Below are 20,848 nucleotides of genomic sequence, written 5' to 3'. Positions count from 1 at the left end.
CTAATAAAGGTTAAGTAGTTGGGTTTAAAACAAAAAAAATCTTTTTTTACCTCAGCCGTCCGGCAAAGATAAAAGAAGATATAGGATACCTTAAATAAGAACGACTAAGGTCTTATTCGTACGTACTAAGTCTTTTGTACCGGTTTTGCTTTAGTGCCGTGGCTGATGCAGCCTGAGCATATTTTTCGCCAACACAGTCATATCTAATATCGAATGTACCATTAAGGTCAATATCTATCTGATCATACTGGTCGTAGGTTTCCTTAGCTTTTCCAACTAATACAGATCCGTTTATTGCTGCAGTCCCATTCCCTGTCATACTATATGCATTTTCAAATATCACTAATCCGTTAAAGGTAAATTTACCGGTTAATTTTACATTTCCGTCTGAATCTATGACGAATGTAGAATCTGAAGAAATTGAACCTTGGTTTCTTACAACCATAATTCCAAATCCTTCAGCATTTGAAGCAAATTTTACATCGTCCTCAACAAAAAATACACCAGGTGAATCAGCAGAGCCATAGTTATCGTAGTCTCCCACATTTTCAGATGTAATATTTTGAACTCCATTCATGTTTGCAAGGCGGGCTACTAATTCATCAACAGGTTCATATGAAAGTTCACTGTCTATCTGAATATTTTCAGCACTACCAGCAAACGTATCATCGTCTTTTTTTCCGAGATCAACAACATTTTTAGATTCCTCATCCGTAACAACGACTGCAGGTTTATCAGTACAGTTACCACTACCACTGTTTTCAGTCCCGCTAATTTGAGTAGCAGAGCTCTTTACATTAAATTTGAAGTCACCATTTGGGACTGCAAACTGCATAGCACCCTTAAACTCGGGAACGAAATGCATGGCTTCCTTTACATAACTTGTGATAATGTTTATGCTTCTCTGTTTGCCAGTCATAGGATCGTCGTACGAAGCGGTAGTGTTTATTACAACTGTTTCCTCTTCCAGCTCAGCAAAGGTTGTTGTACTGGTGTTTGGTATAATAGTTAAACCGACATTAACCGGTGTACCATCAATTTCAGTTGGTAGTTTAGAATTAATGAATGCTTCACTTTCATTACCATACTCGTTGATCACTTCCATGGTAACCTGTGCCGCTGTGAAGGCTTTGTTACGCATTTCTACATCATAAGCATTTACTGCAGCATTTTTTGCTATAGAAGATCTTTTACCCTGAACCCCCAGCTGCAAAATACCTACTGCAATAATGGCTCCGGCGGCTATAATTAACATTGCGCGTCCCATAATTTATCTCCTAATCTTGTCTGAGGTTAACCGGAGAGAAGCGTTTCTCCCAGGTCGTTGTAACATATCTTTCGGGGTCTGATGCCCGATAGTTTAGTGTGTAATCGTTTTGCATTTCAAATTCTATTTCGATCTGAACAATATCATCTAAAGCTGATCCGGTAATCGGCGTTGACATTGGTGCGGTAGATGTTGTATCAACGTTACCATATTCATCATAATATCGTATTTCAAAGTTTGTGATACCGATTGTAATTTCAGTTACATCACTTCCAACTGTTCTGTAAAGGGTATTTACGTGTGGATTCTGGGCATGATCCGGAGTTTTATCCGGGTCATACTTCCAGGTTACCATTTCGTAAGTTCCATCGTTGCTAAGGTCACTGTAGTAAGAAATCTCATGTTTGTCAGCTTTAACAAATACAGAACCGTGATCACTTATTATAGTACCAACTTTATCATATTGTTCATATCCGATCTTGGGTATATCGTGAATGATCATATCCTGAACGGACTGTGAGTGAGTCTTTTTGATCAGGGTTGTGGTTACCTCCTGATTACTGAATCCCACGTTATAATTGATCGTGAAGATCATGATCATTAAAAAGCCCGCTATGACGTAACTTATAATTAATCCAAAGTTCATATCTAATCCGCGTAGTAGCTTCTGATAAAGCTGAAGTTATAGTTTGTGTTATCAGAACCCGGGTTTTTATTCAGAAATTCTGACTGTACGTTTACCGTAATTCTTTTTAAAGTAGTTTCGGAATTTGTTATTGTAAATGTAGTGTAAGTATTGTCATGGCTAATATAATCTACAGTTACATTAATAATGTAATCAACGCCATTAAAGGTAACAGTTTCACTATGTTCATTATAGTCATCAAAATCGTTGTAGGTAGTTCGGTCGTTTTGAGTTTCACCAGAATCTATACCCAAGTTTGAATCATTTGTGAACCCTTCAGGAATAGTAACAGGAACAACACTATTTTCACTTGTTGGATCATCTGTAGTTTCCTGATCAAAAGCTAATGCTCTTGCCTCTTCAATTATATTTTGAGCATATGAAATCACTTGCCCCTCAAGCTGCCCTTCGATCATGGATACGTTATTTACCTGTATCACACGGTTGGCGTTCAGCGCCATGGTGGCAACGATGACCATCGCAAATATCACATATAGTACTTCCGAATATCCTGACATGGCTTATGTGTTTAATTTTTGTTCACTATTTAAAATATTAAAAAATCTTAACATTAGATAGCTTTCTTTATAACAAGAGCTATCGCTCCCTTATTTGTTACGATTTAATATGACGACAGTCTGATTCAATACAAATTAGATTTTTTTATCTAAACCGTATCTGAAAGGATATTGATTACTTAACGAGCGTCATCTTTTTGGTGAGTACACCGCCTTCAGTAGATAAGCGATAGATATAAATTCCACTGGCGAGGCTGCCGGCGTTCCAATTCACTTCATGAAACCCGGCCTGATAGTTCTGATCGATCAATTGGGTAACTTTTCTGCCGAGAATATCATATACATCCAGCTGAACCGGTCCTTCGATAGGAACGGCAAAGCGAATCGTGGTGGTAGGATTAAAAGGGTTGGGATAGTTGTTGTACAACTCAAACTGATCCGGGAGTCCATCTGCGTCTTCGCCCGGTGAAAGTATCAGGGTAAACCGAGAGTTCAGGTCAGCCTTGGCCTTAGATCCAGAAGTGGAATGTGTTAAACTGAAATTCTGTACTGTATTCATTTTAGCTTTACCGGCCTGCTGAGTGAGATCGAAGGTGTAAGTCTCTTGATCTCTAAGATCTACCTGCTGATCCGTTTTTTTATCCTTTAATGTGATAGACCATCCCTGTGGCAGTTCCTCTAAATTATGAAGCTTGATAGTGAATGATCCATTAAGCGGGATCCCATTTTCAAAACCTCCTACATGTAACGGAATTTGGATATCAGAACCGAAATCTCGAGCCAGGTTATTGATGGCGAGTTGGGTACCGTCATCCAAAGTGGTGAAGAACTCCAGATAGGTATTTGTTTCGAAAGGAAGCAACCGTATGGCATCTCTGTCATCCTTTTGCGTTCTGCCACCCGGCGACAGGGTAATGTGTGTCGGTTTGGAATATTCACCGGATGAAAGTTCCAGTGCAATGACCTCTGGTTCCTTATTATTCTTGCTGAGAAAAGTACCTCCGGTAGTGCGGGCACTTTGATCGACCGACAGTACCGGGTTGTTCGCGTTCGCTTTAACCCAGAATGCCTGAAACGGCCGAATAATGCCATTTCCTAATTTGGTTCCATCCAGATTACCGCCGCCTATACCGTTCCAGTAGAAGTAGTCGTTGGTCACAGGATCCCAGACATAAAGTACGTTATCGATATTGGTTTTTGTCCACCCGGGGTTATCCCAGTCAAGGCTCGAGGCAAATGGGTTTCCGACCAGATTCCACCCGTCAGAATTTTCGTTGTAGGCTATGTCTGAGAAGTTAAAAGTCCCGGTTGCGGCCGGATACTCTGTTCCCTCGATATCCAGGGATAGTGGGAGAGGGGTGTTATAGCGTGGGTCACCGGCAATATCGCCAAAGAAATAAACAAAGTAACCGCGGCCGGCTACCGGTGTTTCGGTAATATTTCCCGGAGCTCTCCAGCGCTGATTATCAGTGGTACCAAGTTCACTGTCAGCCACTTCAAAAGTGGTGTTGTACCAAAGCACATTGGGTTGCAGGGAATCTGCCGGATCATTACCAAGGCTGGAACCGGTAAAGCCTTGGGTTACGGTTTTGTCTAAAAAATCGTCAAAGTTACTCTGCAATGGGGCAGAGATCATTCTCCAGCCACGGGAAGCATTAATATTTCTAAGCATCCTCAGTGTACCATTCACATAATTGATATTGGGAGCAATGAGGCTGTTACCTGAAGTCAGTATCAGCGGTCCGTTTTGCAGGGTCAGGTCACCGGAAATAAGGATGTCATCAAAAGTTTGAACGCCTTCAGTATTGTTAATGATCGCATTTTGCATCTCTGTGAAATTGGAGATCTGCTGCTGTTGAAGGTTGGGGTAGTCAACAAAGTTCTCAGCCAGCCTGATACCAAAAATGACGGTTCCATCACTGGCATCAATATTTTCCAGGCTTGCATTACCACGCAGAACAAACGTATTATCATTGAGCAGCAGGGTTCCCTGACCGGTTATTTGTTGCGTGACATCAAGGGTTATGCCGGCACCTGACTGCAGTTCGAAAGTATTACTACTAACGATATTCAAAGTATTTACGTCAAGCAGATCGGCTCCGGTGCTAAAAGTGACGTCATTTTCAATATTAAGATTTTGTGCCAGGAAGTTTGGCGTTGTAATGGATTGTGGGCTGTCTCCGTTTAACGTGATAGTGGCACCTTCATTACGGGCAAGAAAACTGCTGACGGTAATATCGCCGCCTACGGAGACATTTGTTTGAGCACCGGCCGTAAAAGTGCCCGACCCAGTAAAGCCACCCTGTGTTGAAATGTTTGTGTTATCTAAAATGTCCAAGATACCGTCTACGATAAGAGCTCCGCTTAAAGTAATGGCATTACCACCATAAAGCGTGAATGTGGCACCTGATTGGATTTCAAAGCTACCTATATTGGGATTTATATCTAACACAGGAGGATCTACATCTCCAGGAATAATAACATAGTCTCCTTCCCCTGGAACCCTTTGAGGACTCCAGTTTTCAGGATTAATCCAGTTTGTCTTATTCTCTGGTGGCCCAGTGGCACCGGCCGTCCATAAGATAGGATTCACGATATCCACTGTTGCTGTTTGATTTATCAGAGTGGCAGGGCTGTCTCCAAAGCTTCCTGTTATTTCAACCAATTCAACGGTATTTGTAGCTGTAAGGGTCGCTATATAATTCTGTTGTGTTACGTTCCAGACTGGAGCAGATTGGCTGGCATTAGCATTGCCGTCTGGTGATGGTCCTCCATTCTCTTCCACTTGAGTCAGGTCAAGTGATACAGGTATTTGTTCCAAAACCTTATTGTTGAAGACATCCCTGAGAACAATTGAAATTACAGATTCACTGGTTCCAAGATTTTGCAATACACTCGGATTTGCGACCACCACAGATGTTGTGGGATCGGGAGCAGCCGCTTTAACAACAAACTCCTCACTGGTTGTCTGCACATTAAATATATCATTAGCAGTGATCGTCAAGGTGGCTGTTAAATTACTTTGCGTCAATGTTATGTCATGAGCTGACAATTGGCCATTTAAAAAAGAAGCACTAATACCGCCTGTAATATTGGAATTCGAGCTAATTGTCACATTGCCATCAAAATCGGTAACAAGGTTTCCATAGGCATCAATAGCCTGAACATCGATCGGGAAGGGAACACCGGCTGTTTGTGTATCAGGACCTGTACCTGAAGATGGCAGATCAATGATGAAACCGGCAACTTCGCCCTGGGTAAAATCAACCGTGGCATTATCAGGCACTGAAACTGAGTTTACTTCTGCTGTTATCGTTGCTGTTTCAGAAGCATTTTGAGAGGATGTAAGTAATGCAGTATAAGTTCCGTCGCCTTGGTCAACAGCATTAAAAGTGGTCGTATTCCCGGTAAAGCTTCCAAAGTCGGTAAATACCTCAACCGTTTCACCACCTGAAAGCAGGTTATTGAAATATTCATCCCGTAACTGAACAGTGATCTCAGAAGTGCTGCTGCCATTGGCAAGGATCTCTGTCGGGTTAGCTGTGATTAGTGTTGTCAGTGGATCAAGTGTTCCCGGTAGTACATTGAACTCATTACTCTGACCGGATCTGTTAAGTGCTTCATTCTCAACGCTTATGGTTGATAAACCGGCAGTTGTAAGAGTAATTGTAGTGTTAAGAATACCATTTTCAAATGGAAGTGAAGACAAACCCGAAACAGGGTTCCCATTAACAGTGATCTGCGAATTCGATGTAATACGCACAGTATCAGTAAAATCAGTATAGACCTCATTGAGTCCATTTATAGCCTCGATCCTGATATCAAAAGGTTGTCCGGCTGTTTGTTCAGATATTGGGGTGTCAGTACCTGATTCCACAATAAATTTAGCCAGCGAATTTAGGCTGATGATCTCAAAAGTATCGCTAACCTGAGAGTATGTGCCACCTGCATTTTGTACGGTAAGAGTGGCATTACCGAGCGTTGCTGTACTGCCAATAATAAGGTTATCAAAAACTCCTTTACCATTAGCATCCGTTGTGTCTGAAGTTGTGCTGCTGCCATCGAGTGCTACACTTGCACTCAGATCAATGATTACTCCCTGTGTGTCTGCAATATTGCCAAAGGTATCAACAAGCTGAACTTCAACGGGAGGAGTGATAGTCTGATTTTGAGCTGTATTGGCAGGCTGAACCAGATAGGTTAATCCTGCCGGTATATTATGATCTACTTCAATAGCAGATGTGGTAAGTGAATTTAAACCGGAACTGATAACTGAAAGATCGATGGTGTTTGCAATGTCTGCTGACAGGTCATTAAATGTTATAACCCCATTGACAGCCGTTCGCGTAAGAGTACCTGATAATGTTCCATTTCCATTGTTTATAGAAACCGTTGCCTCAGTTGAGTTATCCGTGGTTACCAGATTGCCAAAAATATCCTCAACGTGGATAACCAGGTTGTTTGTAAAAACTTCTCCGGCAATGGCATTGGCAGGAGGCTGAGAATCTATGACGATCTGATCAGCATCTCTCGGCAACACGGTAATGGTTCCTGATGGAACAGAGGTCGCTCCGGACAGTGACGCCCGGATATCGGTACTGCCTGTCAGTTGAGAGGAAAAAACAGCGCTTCTGAGGTTAACAGCCGGATCCAGGGCTGTGGAAGGTATATTGCCAGTTACATTCGTGAGTGACCAGTCATTTGCAGTGGCTAAAGCAACATTCTCTACAAAATTACCCCCGATGTCACGACCAATCGAATAAACAGTCAGAGAGTTACCTGCCAGTATATCCTGAGCCGGAACTACCTGCCCGGTACCATCAGCTGCTGTTTCAACTGAAACTTCGTTAATTGAACCCGCAACTTTACTTAAATTGCCATAATTGGCGTCTGGTCCGGTAGTCCCGGTATTTGAGATAGTACCTGCATCCGGCACCGCCGTTGTTGCAGGCCGGATTTGTAAGCCTAAGATCTCTATGCGGCCCGGGCCTTGTCCGTTTCCCTTGGCTTCACTGGCTCTGTCGATAGTAAATAAAGCTTCTTGTGTATTACTGAAACCTGAGAAACTTGCTTCCAGTTGAGTATTTGCTGCACCGGTAGGTGTTATTGTTAAAGTAATTTCAGCCCCGGTCAAAGCGGTATTCCATTCATAACCTATAGGCAATGTCAGAACAATAGTACTATTCTCAGCAAGTTGACCAACAGCCGTTTCCCGTATGGTTGGACCATCAATTGTTACGTATTGCCCACTCGTGATCAGATCTATAGATAGATCTGTACCACCAGAAGCACGGATCACATCCTGTGCTTTAGTTAAGCCGCTTGCTGACAAGATCAGCAGAATAACCGTAAATGATAATTTTATTGTTTTGCTCATATGCATAATTTCTGCATATAAATATAATCAGTATTCCAACTCTGAACAGGTAAATTAATCAATTCTAACTGCCTGAAGATCATTTACATATTTGAATAACTGTATGCAAATAATGATTTCAAATTCATCAGCAGAAAGTTTAGTTTTAAGTATTGATAAACGGCACTCATAGACTCTGAAAAGCAATGAAAGGCATTATTTTGGCAGGCGGCACGGGTTCAAGATTGTATCCACTTACAAAGGTGACCAATAAGCACTTGTTGCCGGTTGGCGATAAGCCTATGATCTATCATCCCATCGAAAAGTTGATCGAGGTCGGTATCGATGAGATTCTGATCGTAACGGGTACAGAACATATGGGCGCGGTTGTAAACCTTTTGGGATCCGGTAAGGATTTTGATTGCAGGTTCACCTATAAAGTGCAGGATGAGGCAGGAGGCATTGCGCAGGCTTTAGGTCTGGCCGAAAATTTTGCGGGTAATGAACCCGTATTGGTAATATTGGGTGATAATATTTTTGAGACTTCACTTAAAGAAGCGGTGAAAGACTATCCCGGCAAAGGGGCCCAGATACTGATACAGGATGTCCCGGATCCAAAGCGATACGGTGTGGCTGAGATAGACGGTGATAAGGTTATCTCTATTGAGGAAAAACCGGAGGAACCGAAATCGAGTTATGCTGTGACCGGGATCTATTTTTATGATCCAAGCGTATTTGAGTGTATCAAAACACTGAAGCCTTCGGGTCGGGGAGAGTTAGAGATCACGGATGTGAACAACTACTACATCCAAAAAAGTGAGATGAAGAGTTCGGTTTTAAAGGGTTGGTGGACCGATGCCGGTACACCGGAATCCTATCAAATTGCAAACGAGCTAATACGGAGCTGAATATGCGAATTATGATCACCGGTGGAAACGGTCAGCTAGGCAGTGAATGGGTATATTTTTTGAACAAGCAAGGGGTAGAGTTCATTGCTCTTCCTTCTTCTGATCTTGATATCACGGATCATATGGATGTAAGACGGGTTCTAAATAATTTAAAGCCTGATCTGATCATCAATTGTGCAGCATATACAAAAGTAGATCAGGCTGAGGATGAGCAAGAAAAGGCGTTTGCTGTCAATGCTGACGGATTAAAAAATCTGGCTGACTATTGCGTTGAGCATCAAATTAAACTGGTCCACTTTTCCACTGATTACGTTTTTGAAGGAAGCCTTACGGACAAAAAAAACTTACCGGAAGGATACCCGGAAGATCATCCGCCAGAGCCGATCAATACCTATGGTGAGAGTAAACTGGCGGGGGAGGTTAGTATTCGGAATTCCGGTTGTGATCATTTGATCATTCGCGTTTCATGGCTATGTGGCCGATTTGGTAATAATTTTGTGAAGTCCATGATCCGGTTAGGAAAAGAACGGGACGAACTGGAGGTTGTAAACGATCAGTTTGGGAGTCCAACGTTTGCGGATAATGTAGTGGAGAATACATGGCATTTGATCGATCAGAATATGTCAGGTGTTTATCATATTACTTCAACAGGAATGATAACCTGGTACGATCTGGCTCAAGCCATTTTTAAAAAGACGGGAGAACAGGTTGACGTGAAACCGATCCCAAGTTCAGAGTTCCCAACAAAAGCAAAACGTCCCACTTTTTCATTACTCAGTACTAAAAAGATCGCAGCTATCCCGGGTATAACCTTAACAAACTGGCAGGAAGGGTTACATAATCTGCTGGCAAATATTGACACATGAAAATAACTGATACCAGAATTCCTGATGTAAAGATCATCGAACCCAATGTGTTTGAAGATGACCGCGGTTATTTTTTTGAAGCTTACCGGAAATCCATTCTGCAAGATGCCGGCATTGACGAGCATTTTGTGCAGGATAATGTATCCAAGTCGTATAATAACACGATCCGTGGTTTGCATTATCAGATCGAAAATCCACAGGCTAAACTGGTTCAGTGCCTGAGCGGAACCATTCTGGATGTGGCTGTTGATATCCGAAAAGCTTCGAAGTCGTTTGGTAATTATGTAGCCATTAAACTTTCGGATGTGAGCAAGAGAATGTTGTTTATCCCAAAAGGATTTGCGCACGGGTTTTCGGTGCTATCCGATCAAGCCATCGTAGCTTACAAGTGCTCGGATTACTACAACAAGGAAGGAGAGAGAGGCATCCGTTGGGATGATCCGACTATCAGAATCAACTGGGATGTTGACCGGCCTATTCTTTCTGACAAGGATCGGAAATTACCATTACTTTCATCAGTTAAAGAAGAGGATCTGTTTTAAATATGAGGATAATTGTTACAGGAGGAGCCGGATTTATTGGGTCAAATTTGATCTTGAGGTTATTTGAAAAATATCCTGATTGGGAAATATACAATTTGGATAAACTTACCTACGCCTCTGATCCGTCATATTTAAGGTCGTTGAAAGATTCAGGGCGCTACCATTTTAGGAAAGTAGATCTGGTACACCGTAACGAAGTACATGATATTGTAAAAACATTCCGGCCACAGGGTGTTTTTCATCTTGCGGCAGAATCACACGTAGATAATTCAATTAAAGGTCCTGAACCATTTATTCAGTCAAACGTAGTGGGCACCTTCAACATCCTGGAGGAATGCAGGCAGCTTTGGAAAGAGGATGAAGTGAGCTGGAAGAACAATCGCTTTTTGCATGTGTCTACAGATGAAGTATATGGCGAGCTGGAAGATGATGGATATTTTACTGAAGAGACTCCCTACGCACCGAATTCTCCATATTCGGCTTCCAAGGCAAGCAGTGATTTCATTGTGCGGTCATATTTTCAAACCTACGGAATGAATGTAGTAACCACCAATTGTTCCAACAACTATGGTCCTCATCAGCATGATGAAAAACTGATCCCGGTTGTGATCCGAAATGCCATCAATCATAACAAAATACCTGTATATGGGAAAGGGGGAAATATACGTGACTGGCTATTTGTGCATGATCATAATGATGCCCTGGATGTCACCTTTCATAAAGGAAGAGCCGGTGAAACCTACAATATCGGTGGTAATAATGAATGGAAGAATATCGACCTTGTTCGTACAATTTGTAATATTCTCAACGAAAAAGTGGGTGAAGGTCCTGAGGGCGACTACAAGAACCTGATAACTTTTGTAACAGACAGACTTGGTCACGATTTCAGATATGCTATTGATGCCTCAAAGATAAAGAACGAATTGGGCTGGGAACCGTCTCAGGACTTTAAAGGAATGCTTCGCAAAACAATTTTGTGGTACGTAGACAAGTACAATTCTAAGTGAATTAATGTTAAATGCTAAATGTAATCTTGACCATTTAGCATTTAACATTCAAAATTTAACATTAACAAAAGAGAATAAATCGAGATTATGGCTGAGAAAAAATATTGGTTAATGAAATCGGAACCGGAAGATTACAGCATAGACGATCTGGAAAAAGATGGGGAAACTCCATGGACCGGAGTTAGGAATTACGGAGCACGTAATTTTATGCGCGATGATATGAAGGTAGGTGATGGGGTTTTGTTTTATCACTCAAATATCTCTAAACCTGTGATTGTCGGGGCGATGGAAGTCAGCAGCGAGCCGTATCCCGATCCTCTACAATTTGATCCCAGTTCAAAATATTTTGATGAAAAAAGTACTGAGAGCGATCCGCGCTGGCAACTGGTAGATGTAAAATTCGTGCAAAAATTCGACGACCCGGTTACTCGAGATGCCATGAAAGAAGAGACAGCTCTCGATGATATGGAATTATTCCGCCTTGGACGTTACTCAATTACCCCCGTGACCGAGAGTGAGTGGAAAAAAATCCATGATATGGCAGGTGCTGATCCCAAATAGTGAATATGACAAAGGCTGAGATCATTTTTTGATCTCAGCACTACTGTCATCTCTAAAACGTTCTGTTCCCCTCTCTTCCTCCAATTCTCTGAATTCTTTTATGGTAATGCCATAGCCTATCAAAAAGAGTACGGTTGTAAATATACCAGCAAAAAATATGATTGAATCATCCATTAGATCCTCCGTAGATATTTTTGATATATAAGCCGAAACCAAGTAGGGAAGGCACCCATAATCCTACAAATAATCCGGTTTCCTTGTCCACTGTGAACCAGAGGTAAATTGAGAGTATCATCGATATAAGGGCAGAGCCCAAAATAAAATAATCAGATGTTTTCATAATTTAGATTTGTTTAGTTTTGATTATAGAATGTAATGGACTGAAGAATCATTCCCCTGAGTCCGATAATGAAGGAACAGGCAAATAATTGCTGAAAATAGCTAATCATGTCTTAGAATAAGCTCTTTGTAAAGGATGGAACTTTCATTTGTTTTTGAAAGTTATGTGTTCAACTATTCAACCTTAATTAACGGAGACGCTATGTTGGAGCAACCAACTTTAACCTTTGGTGAGTACACCTTGGTGTATAACATGCTTTCTTTTGCAATAGCAGCTATGATATTTTCAGGGCTGTTTTTTGTTTTAGCAAGAGACAGAGTAGCACCTAAGTACAGAATATCTTTAATAGTTTCGACTCTTGTAGTCGGAATTGCAGCTTATCACTATTTACGAATCTTTAATTCCTGGGAAGCTGCTTATATGATAAGTGATGCAGGAAATTATATAGCATCAGGTAAACCCTTTAATGATGCATACAGATATATAGACTGGCTCTTGACAGTACCCCTACTGGTAGTAGAACTGGTATTGGTAATTGGTTTGGCTAAACATAAACAGAGCAGCATGCTGACGAAACTTGTCATTGCTGCATTTTTAATGATCTTGTTGGGATATCCCGGCGAAATATTAATGGATGACTCAATGTTTTCAATGAGAGGACTTTGGGGCTTATTAAGTACAATTCCATTTATATACATTGTATATGTACTGTGGGTAGAACTGGGATCAGCGATGTCAGAACAGACCGGTAAAGTTCAGGTTCTGTTCAGGAATATCAGGCTGCTGTTACTAGCCACATGGGGTTTTTACCCTATTGTTTACATGGCACCATTTTTTGGCTGGACCGGTGCAGAATCTGAAATCGCTATTCAGGTGGGTTATTCTATTGCCGACGTACTGGCCAAAGCAGGTTACGGCCTAATGATCTATGCTATTGCCAGAGCCAAATCGGAAGCTGAAGGATATGAAGTCGGACAAAGCACTGTCAGTGCCTGATCCGATCTATTCATAAAGAGAGCAATAAAACCTCGCTGTATTACAGCGGGGTTTTTTTATGCAATTTAATTTTTTCAGTATTTACGGTACATCATTTCTACTATAAATATGTGAGGTAGGGTGAGCACACTGATGAGTATAAATAAAAGAGCTATAAGTAGCTTTTCGTTACCAAAGGCCTGGGTAATGAAATAAAGGATTGCCAAACCTATATAAGACATAACACTGAGCAATAATGTTTTTTTATAGAACCATGCCATAGTAACATCAAGGTTTCTTTTTCTTAGGTACTTCAGCATTGTTTTGGCATGATTGAAAGAATGCCAAACACCAAAATAGACAGCAAATGCAAAGAACGGATCTGCCAAAGCAAATAGAGCAGGAACAACGATAGCATCAGCATGATAGACTAATGGAAGTTTTTCTTCAGCTACAAAAACAGCTGCAAATAAATAAGCAACAGGATATACTAAAGAAAATGATAAGGGTACTACATAGTAATTGTTCACGAAAGAGATCAACTCTAATGAATCATAACCGGTTATGACATTAATAACTTCAGATATATAAATCGGTTCGCTTCCATAAACTATCAGTCCCACAATAGTAAGGCCTCTGGAGTATTGCAGGATCTTTTTTGCAGTAGGGTTTATGTTCAATCGTTCAGCATCTGCCTGACCGAAATGATAGAGAGTGATAGCTAAGAAGATCAAAAAGCTGAGCAGTGGCAACCATATCCATAACAAAGCATATATTGCCATTATTAGCGTATAATAACCGTAAAACCATATCTTTTTTTCTTTTTCTGACTTGTCAGGAAAAGAATGGTAGGATATTATATGGTCCAGGGCACCATGTGGCATTCCGATTATGAGAATGACAATACCCAGAAACCAGAATCTTACAGATTCAATGAATTCAGGAAATAATAGATTTATTATAAGGGCAATAACCCCAAAAGTGACTTGATGAAAAATGTGTTTAGAATGTGTTTTTCCCAAAGTGTAGGTTTGATTATGGTATTCCCTCGAAAAACTTTAACTGTATAAATTCAGTTCCTTTGAATAAATGATTTCAGTCCAAAAAATATTTAAGTCATACGATCAAAAAGTGCTGAATGGGGTTTCACTGGAAATACCCCACGGAACAACATGGTCGTTAATTGGTCCCAGTGGCTGCGGTAAGTCTACTTTATTACGCATCATTATGGGGTTGATTGAACCCGACTCAGGTGATGTACTTATTGGAGATGAAAAGCTTACTTCCGGAAATAAGTTGGAAATGCGCAGAAAAATGGGCTACGTGATCCAAAGTGGAGGCCTTTTTCCTCACCTTACAGTTGGAGAAAACATAACATTGGTTACAAAGTATTTGGGATGGGATACTGCCAAGACAGAACAAAGAATTGAGGAGCTGGTAAACCTGACGAAGATCGATAGTGAACTTTTACAAAGAAAACCTGAACGAATATCAGGAGGACAAGCCCAAAGAATTAGTTTAATGCGGGCTCTGATGCTGGATCCGAATATCATACTCATGGATGAGCCTCTTGGGTCTATCGATCCATTGGTAAGGTATGAACTACAAAATGACCTTAAGTCGATTTTCAAAGAATTGAATAAAACTGTGTTGGTGGTAACGCATGATTTGGGAGAAGCTGCATTTTTAGGAGATTCTATCGCTTTGATGCATTTCGGTGAGATCATACAGCAGGGAAACATCAAGGATATTGTGAATAACCCTGTGAATGATTTTGTGAAACGGTTTGTGACTGCACAACGAAGTCCATTGGAGGAATTGGGTTGATAATAGTTAATAATGCCTCAGAGGAGGCCGTTAGAACTCTCGTATTCTCTAAATATAAAGCTTGTGGTGCTATCTTTAGTAAGTCTCCAAAGCCTATTCGTCATCTCAAACGGAGAGAGGGGGCTAAAGGATCTGTATTTGGATTCTACGTTGTTTTATTAGTGCTCTTTTTTCTTTTAGGGCCAATCAACATTTACGGACAGGATAAAAAGTCAGTCACTATTGGATCTAAGCTGTTCACGGAATCCGTTATACTTGGTGAAATTTCCACACAATTAATCCGGGCAGAAGGAATTCCGGCTAGTTACTACGATCAGCTGGGCGGGACCCGTATTCTGTGGAATTCCTTAGTTCAGGGCGAAATTGACGCCTATCCCGATTACACCGGCACCATAATACAGGAAATCTTACAAGATACATCCATTTCCACCTTCACTGAACTGGAAAGTCATATTGCTGAATTTGGAATAAAAGCTACCCTGCCTCTGGGTTTCAATAACACATATGCCTTGGGAATGCGAAGGTCTCAAGCCGAAAAACTGGGTATTAAAAACATTTCTGATCTAAGAGATCACTCCGAACTATCACATGGTTACAGCAACGAATTTATCAAACGTACCGACGGTTGGAAGGGCATTCGAAGCACCTATAATCTTAATCCGAATTCCGTGACCGGACTCGATCACGATCTGGCTTATCGTGGATTGGAGTCGGGCAGTATTGATGTAATTGACTTGTATTCTACAGATGCTGAAATCGAATACTACGAGCTTAAAGTGTTGGAAGACGACCGCAATTTCTTTCCGGAGTATCAGGCCATTTTTCTTTACAGAGCCGATCTGGAAGAGCGCTCATCCGGAGCGGTACGAGTTTTGAACCGGCTTGCCGGGAAAATATCGGAAGATCAAATGGTATCTATGAATGCGGAAGTGAAGCTGGATGGCAAGGACAGTCAGATCGTGGCTTCAAACTTCATTCAGGATAATTTTGGTGTTGAAACTGAGGTAACAACCAATAGACTGTGGCAACGGCTTTGGAAGAATACACTTGGGCATCTGTATCTCGTGGGTATCTCTCTGGTTTTAGCAATAATAATTGCCATTCCTACCGGCATACTGGCTGTTAAAGTGTCTTCAATTGAGCAAACTGTACTGGGTGTTGTGGGCATTCTTCAAACTATACCGTCGCTGGCATTGCTCGTTTTTATGATCCCTCTCTTTGGGATTGGTGCTTTACCGGCGATGGCTGCTTTATTTCTATACAGTTTGTTACCTATAGTCAGAAATACGCATTCTGGTATTAAAAGCATCCCTCAAACCACCATGGAGTCGGCTCGTGCATTGGGGCTTCCCAATTCTGTTATACTCAAAAAAATTGAACTGCCGTTGGCTATTCCTACTATACTGGCAGGCATTAAAACCTCAGCAGTAATAAATGTGGGAACCGCAACTTTAGGAGCATTAATTGGTGCAGGCGGATACGGGCAACCCATCCTGACTGGTATCAGGTTAGATAGTATTTCCCTGATATTGGAAGGGGCCATTCCTGCAGCACTTCTAGCACTGCTGGTGCAGGGTTTCTTTGATCTCGTTGAAAGAAAGCTTACCTAGATCAAAGGTAAGCATAACTTTCTTTGGTGCTTTCACCTTTATCAATTTTGTCATATAAAGAGTAGATATAGAGGATGATCACACCAAATGCTACTCCGGAAATGAGTAATAGGACATTGGCCAATCCTTCTGTAGAAAAGGAAATGCGAATTAATACTGTTGTAACAACAAACCCGGTGTTTCTGATGAGTAAACTGTATCGATCGGTATACCGAAAGGAAGCTATTAGGATCAAAACATCCACGATGATCAGTGCTACAAAAAATTCGTTATAGAAAATGTTGTTAAAATCACGAATCGAAGTAATAAGACCTAAATTAAGCTGATTCAATTCAAACAGCCAATTAGTAAAACTGTAGACAGAAAGAAAGAGGAAGACCGGGATGAGAAAAATACAGAGTAATTTTTTGTACAAAATAAAGCCTTCTATATTTGGGGTGACGGTATGACTTTTGCGATTTACCAATAAGTATCGAAACAGAAAGATCAGAAAGAATAGAATCAAAAATCCTGTGATATCATAGATCAGAGTTAAATTCTGAGCACTGAAAAGTTCTATATTTTGAAAATCCAGATAAGAAATATCTTTGAAGATTCTGCGAATAAGGATCAGTGAAACAATTTCATACTGTTTTGCTATGGAAACAGAAAATGATCGGGGCAGATAGTAAATTAAAAGGTAGACTTCATAAAACAGAATAAAAGAAAATGGCGTGTATAAAGCTGAAATAGGATTTGATAGGAACCCCTGAATTTCAGCATGAACCGATATAAGTCCGCTCATATGCAAAAATACTGCTGCTAAGTGGATAAGGAAACCAATAGTTGCCACATAAAGAGTAACGTTTTCAATTTTCTCTTTAATGCTTTCATTAAAGAACTTTTTAAAAAGTAAGGGCACAAATTTTTCTGAGATCATACTATAATAACTGCAAAACCTTTAAAAACCGTTCAAATAGTAAATGTTAAAGAAAACGAAGAACTTAACGGCTTTTTTAGGATCCATTCTGCTGGTATATATTGGAGTATGTGGATATTTCTATTTCATTCAGGAAACCATTATTTTCAGTCCAAGGGTCTTGGAATCAGATGCTCATTATGACTATAGCTTTGAGTACAAAGAACGTTGGTTTGAACCGGAAGAGAATGTAAGGATACATGCGATACATGCCTTTACGGATGCAGATACAGTTAAAGGTTTGGTTATATATCTGCATGGCAATCGGGGTTCTAATCGGACCAGTGGCGACAGATACAGGCTTTTTCTTGACTCCGGTTATGACGTGATCTACCCTGATTACCGGAGCTACGGCAAAAGCTGCGGAAGTCTTGAAAATGAAAGTGATCTAGTTAGTGATAGCCATTTTGTATTCAGGGAAGCGTCAAAAGAATATGGACAAGAAAAAATCACTCTTGTTGGATACTCATTGGGCTCTGGCGTAGCAGCCCAGGTAGCTACATTATCTGATCCCAAAAGGCTCGTACTTTGGACGCCATTCTACAGTTTGATAGATGTAAAAAATACGGAGTTTCCTTTCCTTCCAGATAAGATCCTGAAGTATCCGTTAAGGACTGATATAGCACTTAAAAAAGTTGAAGAACCTGTTCATATCTTGTATGCTGAAGATGATGAATTATTGTCGGTTGATAGGTCAATAAAACTCACTGATTATTTGAAAGAGGGAGACACTTATCAGGTTATAAAAGGACAAGGGCATGGAGGGTTCTACCGAAACAGAGAGGTCCAAATACAAATGAAGAAAATCTTATCAGAAAACACAAAATGATCATGGAATACAGAAATAGTAAGCGCTTTGATAAAAAGATCAGTAGAATTGGCTTTGGTGCCTGGCAACTCGGGAATGATCAGGATTTTTCCGGAATGTCTGAAAAAGAAGGCATAGAACTTGTTAAAAAAGCGGTAGATGAGGGTATTACATTCTTTGATACGGCTCCAAACTACGCCGGGGGAAAGAGTGAAAAGATCCTGGGAAAGGCTTTGAAAGGTCTTGATTCAGATATATTCATAAATACAAAAACCGGTCATCATCGTAATGGGAATATAGATTTTTCAATTGACAGCATTACACAATCCATTTATAGGAGCATTGATGCACTAAACCGGGATAAACTGGATTCAGTTATACTTCACAACCCGGTTCAGGAAGTTTTGAAGGGTGAGACGGAACATTATTCCCGTCTGATATCACTGAAACAGGAGGGAGTGATCGGTGGTTACGGAGTTAGCATAGATACTCCTGATGAACTGAGATGGGTTCTGGATAGCAGTGATGTGGATGTGATCGAGATCATGTTTAATATCTTTCACCAATCACCTAAAGTCTGGTTTGATGAAGTTGAAAACAGGGAAATCCTTTTGATCGTAAAAATACCATTTGATTCAGGATGGTTGACAGGAAAATATGATAGAAACACTAAATTTGAAGGAATCAGGGCGCGCTGGACTCCGGAAGATATTCAGTTAAGAGCCGAGCTTGTTGATGAGATTAAAGATATTGTTGGGCAGGATGATCTTGTTCCTGTAGCTCTATCATTTATTTTATCCTATAAAGCCGTTACAACGGTTATACCGGGAATCAGAAACAATAAGCAGCTTCAGTCAAATCTCGACGCAATGAACTACCGTTTGAGTGATGACATGAAGAAACGACTGGAGGATTACTATCAGTCCAGATTATCCGATCTTCAAATACCCTGGTAGAAGGCATTTTGAGTTATTAGTAACATTTTAATGCTTAAGGTGTCACGATTTGTCACTCATCATAGGTATATTTGCGTGTTCAAATTACATACATAGGCAGATCTAAATAAAACTATTTTAGGAATTACATGGATTACTTATTGGCTGTGGCAGGAATCATCATAGGGGGCATTGCCGGATTTGCGATCGCTCACTTTAAATCAAGGTCTGAGTCTTCAAGGTTGGAGGAGCGGAATCAGAATTTAAAGGAACAACTGGAAGAGACTGAGGCAGAGTATCGTCAATTGCAGCAAAAGAGTGAGTTTGAGCTGAGTTCAGAAAGAGATCGGGCAAATGAATTGGATCGTAAATTAGCCTCACGTGAAGCTGATTATAAGAACCTGCAGGAAAGGCTCACCGAGCAAAAGGAAGAGCTTGCTCAAATGCAGGAACAATTAACTACCCAATTTGAAAACCTGGCAAATAAAATCCTGGAGGAGAAGTCTGAGAAATTTACTAAACAAAACAAAGAGCAGATCGATCAGCTACTGAATCCACTGGGTGAAAAACTGGAGGCCTTTAAGAAGAAAGTAGAGGAGACCCATAAAGATGAAGTCGAAGCACGCGGCTCACTCAAGCAGGAATTGAAACACCTGATGGAGCTTAATAAAACCATGAGTGAGGATGCTAAAAATTTAACCAAAGCCCTGAAAGGAGATAATAAAGCCGTCGGTGATTGGGGAGAGGTGATCTTGGAAAGAATTCTGGAGCGATCAGGTCTTACTAAAGGGCGTGAATACGAGACGCAAAAGGGTTTTTCCAAAGAAGATGGGATGGGGCATAATAAACCTGATGTAGTAGTGTATCTGCCGGATGAAAAATATATGGTGATAGACTCAAAAGTTTCATTGAAAGGCTACGAGAAATTTAGTTCATCAGATGATGAAATTGAACAACAACAGTTTCTTAAAGAGCATGTCAATTCAATACGTGCTCATGTGAAAGGACTTAGTGGGAAGAACTATGAGCAGATCCACGGATCAAAAAGCCCTGATTTTGTGCTGTTGTTTATACCGATAGAACCGGCATTCAGTTCTGCCTTACAATATGACTCAAATCTTTACTATGAAGCCTTCGATCAAAACATTGTTATTGTAAGTCCCTCTACCTTATTGGCTACTTTGGCCACTATTGACAGCGTTTGGAAACAGGAATATCAGAATAAAAATGCCATGGAGATTGCCAAACGCGGTGGGGCGTTGTACGACAAATTTGTTCTGTTCGTGGAAAGCATGGAAGACATCGGGCAGCGTATTCGTCAAACACAGGATAGCTATGATGAAGCTATGGGACGACTGTCAACAGGTGCAGGGAATTTAGTTCGTCAGGCTGAAATGATTAGAAAACTAGGTGCAAAAACTTCAAAACAGCTTCCTAATAGCATGACTGATGAATTTAGTGATGAGCTACTGGAGGAAAGATCAGAGTCTGAGTAAAGTACGCAAATTCCTTTGTAAGGAGAATTTCCAAATACAATACTCTGAATAGTTTATGATCACACATTCAAACTATTTAATACTTTGGCTAAAGAGAAGATTACTCCCGGAAGAGGGATAGAATATGATCTATGATCATTTTAAAAGAGACGTGCGTTGCTTGAAAAGCCCTCGTAAGGGCGTATAGCA

At 40.7% G+C, this 20,848-nt stretch carries 18 protein-coding genes; 11 read left to right on the top strand and 7 right to left on the bottom strand.

Features of this window, described 5'->3' with window-relative positions; all coding sequences use genetic code 11:
- Positions 1–112 precede the first annotated feature (112 nt).
- The 4 genes from ACKGJO_RS05730 to ACKGJO_RS05715 all read right to left on the bottom strand — a co-directional run bounded on the left by ACKGJO_RS05730 (position 113) and on the right by ACKGJO_RS05715 (position 7,847).
- Positions 113–1,267 (bottom strand): hypothetical protein, encoded by a 1,155-nt coding sequence (locus ACKGJO_RS05730; RefSeq protein WP_411322446.1) that lies wholly within the window; start codon positions 1,265–1,267, stop codon positions 113–115.
- 10 nt (positions 1,268–1,277) lie between these two features.
- Positions 1,278–1,913, bottom strand: a complete 636-nt coding sequence (locus ACKGJO_RS05725; RefSeq protein ID WP_411322445.1) for a hypothetical protein — start codon at positions 1,911–1,913, stop codon at positions 1,278–1,280.
- A gap of 2 nt (positions 1,914–1,915) precedes the next feature.
- Positions 1,916–2,470, bottom strand: coding sequence for a hypothetical protein (locus ACKGJO_RS05720; RefSeq protein ID WP_411322444.1), 555 nt, complete (start codon positions 2,468–2,470; stop codon positions 1,916–1,918).
- A gap of 175 nt (positions 2,471–2,645) precedes the next feature.
- Positions 2,646–7,847, bottom strand: coding sequence for an invasin domain 3-containing protein (locus ACKGJO_RS05715; protein ID WP_411322443.1), 5,202 nt, complete (start codon positions 7,845–7,847; stop codon positions 2,646–2,648).
- A gap of 185 nt (positions 7,848–8,032) precedes the next feature.
- Here ACKGJO_RS05715 and ACKGJO_RS05710 point away from each other — a divergent pair, with 185 nt between their 5' ends.
- The 5 genes from ACKGJO_RS05710 to ACKGJO_RS05690 all read left to right on the top strand — a co-directional run bounded on the left by ACKGJO_RS05710 (position 8,033) and on the right by ACKGJO_RS05690 (position 11,710).
- A complete protein-coding gene (locus tag ACKGJO_RS05710; protein ID WP_411322442.1) occupies positions 8,033–8,734 on the top strand; it encodes a sugar phosphate nucleotidyltransferase in 702 nt (233 codons plus the stop codon).
- Positions 8,735–8,736: 2 nt separating this feature from the next.
- A complete protein-coding gene (gene rfbD, locus ACKGJO_RS05705; protein WP_411322441.1) occupies positions 8,737–9,600 on the top strand; it encodes a dTDP-4-dehydrorhamnose reductase in 864 nt (287 codons plus the stop codon).
- The gene (gene rfbC / locus ACKGJO_RS05700) at positions 9,597–10,142 is read left to right on the top strand and encodes a dTDP-4-dehydrorhamnose 3,5-epimerase (protein ID WP_411322440.1); all 546 of its coding nucleotides are present in this window, start codon (positions 9,597–9,599) and stop codon (positions 10,140–10,142) included. The genes rfbD and rfbC overlap by 4 nt, the downstream gene beginning before the upstream one ends.
- Positions 10,143–10,144: 2 nt before the next feature.
- Complete coding sequence (gene rfbB / locus ACKGJO_RS05695; RefSeq protein ID WP_411322439.1) at positions 10,145–11,149, top strand: dTDP-glucose 4,6-dehydratase; 1,005 nt, start codon at positions 10,145–10,147, stop codon at positions 11,147–11,149.
- Between the two features lie 84 nt (positions 11,150–11,233).
- Positions 11,234–11,710 (top strand): EVE domain-containing protein, encoded by a 477-nt coding sequence (locus ACKGJO_RS05690; protein ID WP_411323280.1) that lies wholly within the window; start codon positions 11,234–11,236, stop codon positions 11,708–11,710.
- A 21-nt stretch (positions 11,711–11,731) separates the two neighbouring features.
- Here the strand turns inward: ACKGJO_RS05690 and ACKGJO_RS05685 are convergent, their stop codons facing one another.
- On the bottom strand, positions 11,732–11,884 hold the full coding sequence (locus ACKGJO_RS05685; RefSeq protein ID WP_411322438.1) for a hypothetical protein: 153 nt from the start codon (positions 11,882–11,884) through the stop codon (positions 11,732–11,734).
- A gap of 301 nt (positions 11,885–12,185) precedes the next feature.
- Between ACKGJO_RS05685 and ACKGJO_RS05680 the strand changes: the two genes are divergently transcribed.
- A complete protein-coding gene (locus ACKGJO_RS05680) occupies positions 12,186–13,046 on the top strand; it encodes a bacteriorhodopsin-like (RefSeq protein WP_411322437.1) in 861 nt (286 codons plus the stop codon).
- A gap of 74 nt (positions 13,047–13,120) precedes the next feature.
- Here ACKGJO_RS05680 and ACKGJO_RS05675 read toward each other — a convergent pair whose 3' ends face one another.
- Positions 13,121–14,047 (bottom strand): Brp/Blh family beta-carotene 15,15'-dioxygenase, encoded by a 927-nt coding sequence (locus ACKGJO_RS05675; RefSeq protein WP_411322436.1) that lies wholly within the window; start codon positions 14,045–14,047, stop codon positions 13,121–13,123.
- Positions 14,048–14,114: 67 nt separating this feature from the next.
- Between ACKGJO_RS05675 and ACKGJO_RS05670 the strand changes: the two genes are divergently transcribed.
- Positions 14,115–14,852 carry an ATP-binding cassette domain-containing protein gene (locus ACKGJO_RS05670; protein WP_411322435.1) on the top strand — a complete coding sequence of 246 codons (738 nt, stop codon included), beginning with the start codon at positions 14,115–14,117 and terminating at the stop codon, positions 14,850–14,852.
- Positions 14,853–15,013: 161 nt separating this feature from the next.
- Complete coding sequence (locus ACKGJO_RS05665; RefSeq protein ID WP_411323279.1) at positions 15,014–16,462, top strand: ABC transporter permease/substrate-binding protein; 1,449 nt, start codon at positions 15,014–15,016, stop codon at positions 16,460–16,462.
- A 1-nt stretch (position 16,463) separates the two neighbouring features.
- On the opposite strand, the gene ACKGJO_RS05660 is transcribed toward ACKGJO_RS05665, so the two are convergent.
- On the bottom strand, positions 16,464–17,381 hold the full coding sequence (locus ACKGJO_RS05660; protein WP_411322434.1) for a hypothetical protein: 918 nt from the start codon (positions 17,379–17,381) through the stop codon (positions 16,464–16,466).
- A 43-nt stretch (positions 17,382–17,424) separates the two neighbouring features.
- Between ACKGJO_RS05660 and ACKGJO_RS05655 the strand changes: the two genes are divergently transcribed.
- From ACKGJO_RS05655 to ACKGJO_RS05645, 3 genes are all read left to right on the top strand, one after another.
- Positions 17,425–18,249, top strand: a complete 825-nt coding sequence (locus tag ACKGJO_RS05655) for an alpha/beta hydrolase (protein ID WP_411322433.1) — start codon at positions 17,425–17,427, stop codon at positions 18,247–18,249.
- 2 nt (positions 18,250–18,251) lie between these two features.
- Positions 18,252–19,184, top strand: a complete 933-nt coding sequence (locus ACKGJO_RS05650; RefSeq protein WP_411322432.1) for an aldo/keto reductase — start codon at positions 18,252–18,254, stop codon at positions 19,182–19,184.
- 128 nt (positions 19,185–19,312) lie between these two features.
- Positions 19,313–20,659: a DNA recombination protein RmuC gene (locus ACKGJO_RS05645; RefSeq protein ID WP_411322431.1), complete on the top strand. Its 1,347-nt coding sequence runs from the start codon at positions 19,313–19,315 to the stop codon at positions 20,657–20,659.
- The last annotated feature ends 189 nt before the right edge of the window (positions 20,660–20,848 follow it).

The organism is Gracilimonas qinghaiensis (assembly GCF_046602855.1).
GTDB lineage: Bacteria > Bacteroidota > Rhodothermia > Balneolales > Balneolaceae > Gracilimonas.
The sequence above is the reverse complement of the archived record's forward strand: the minus strand, read 5'-3'. Positions and strand labels throughout refer to the sequence as shown.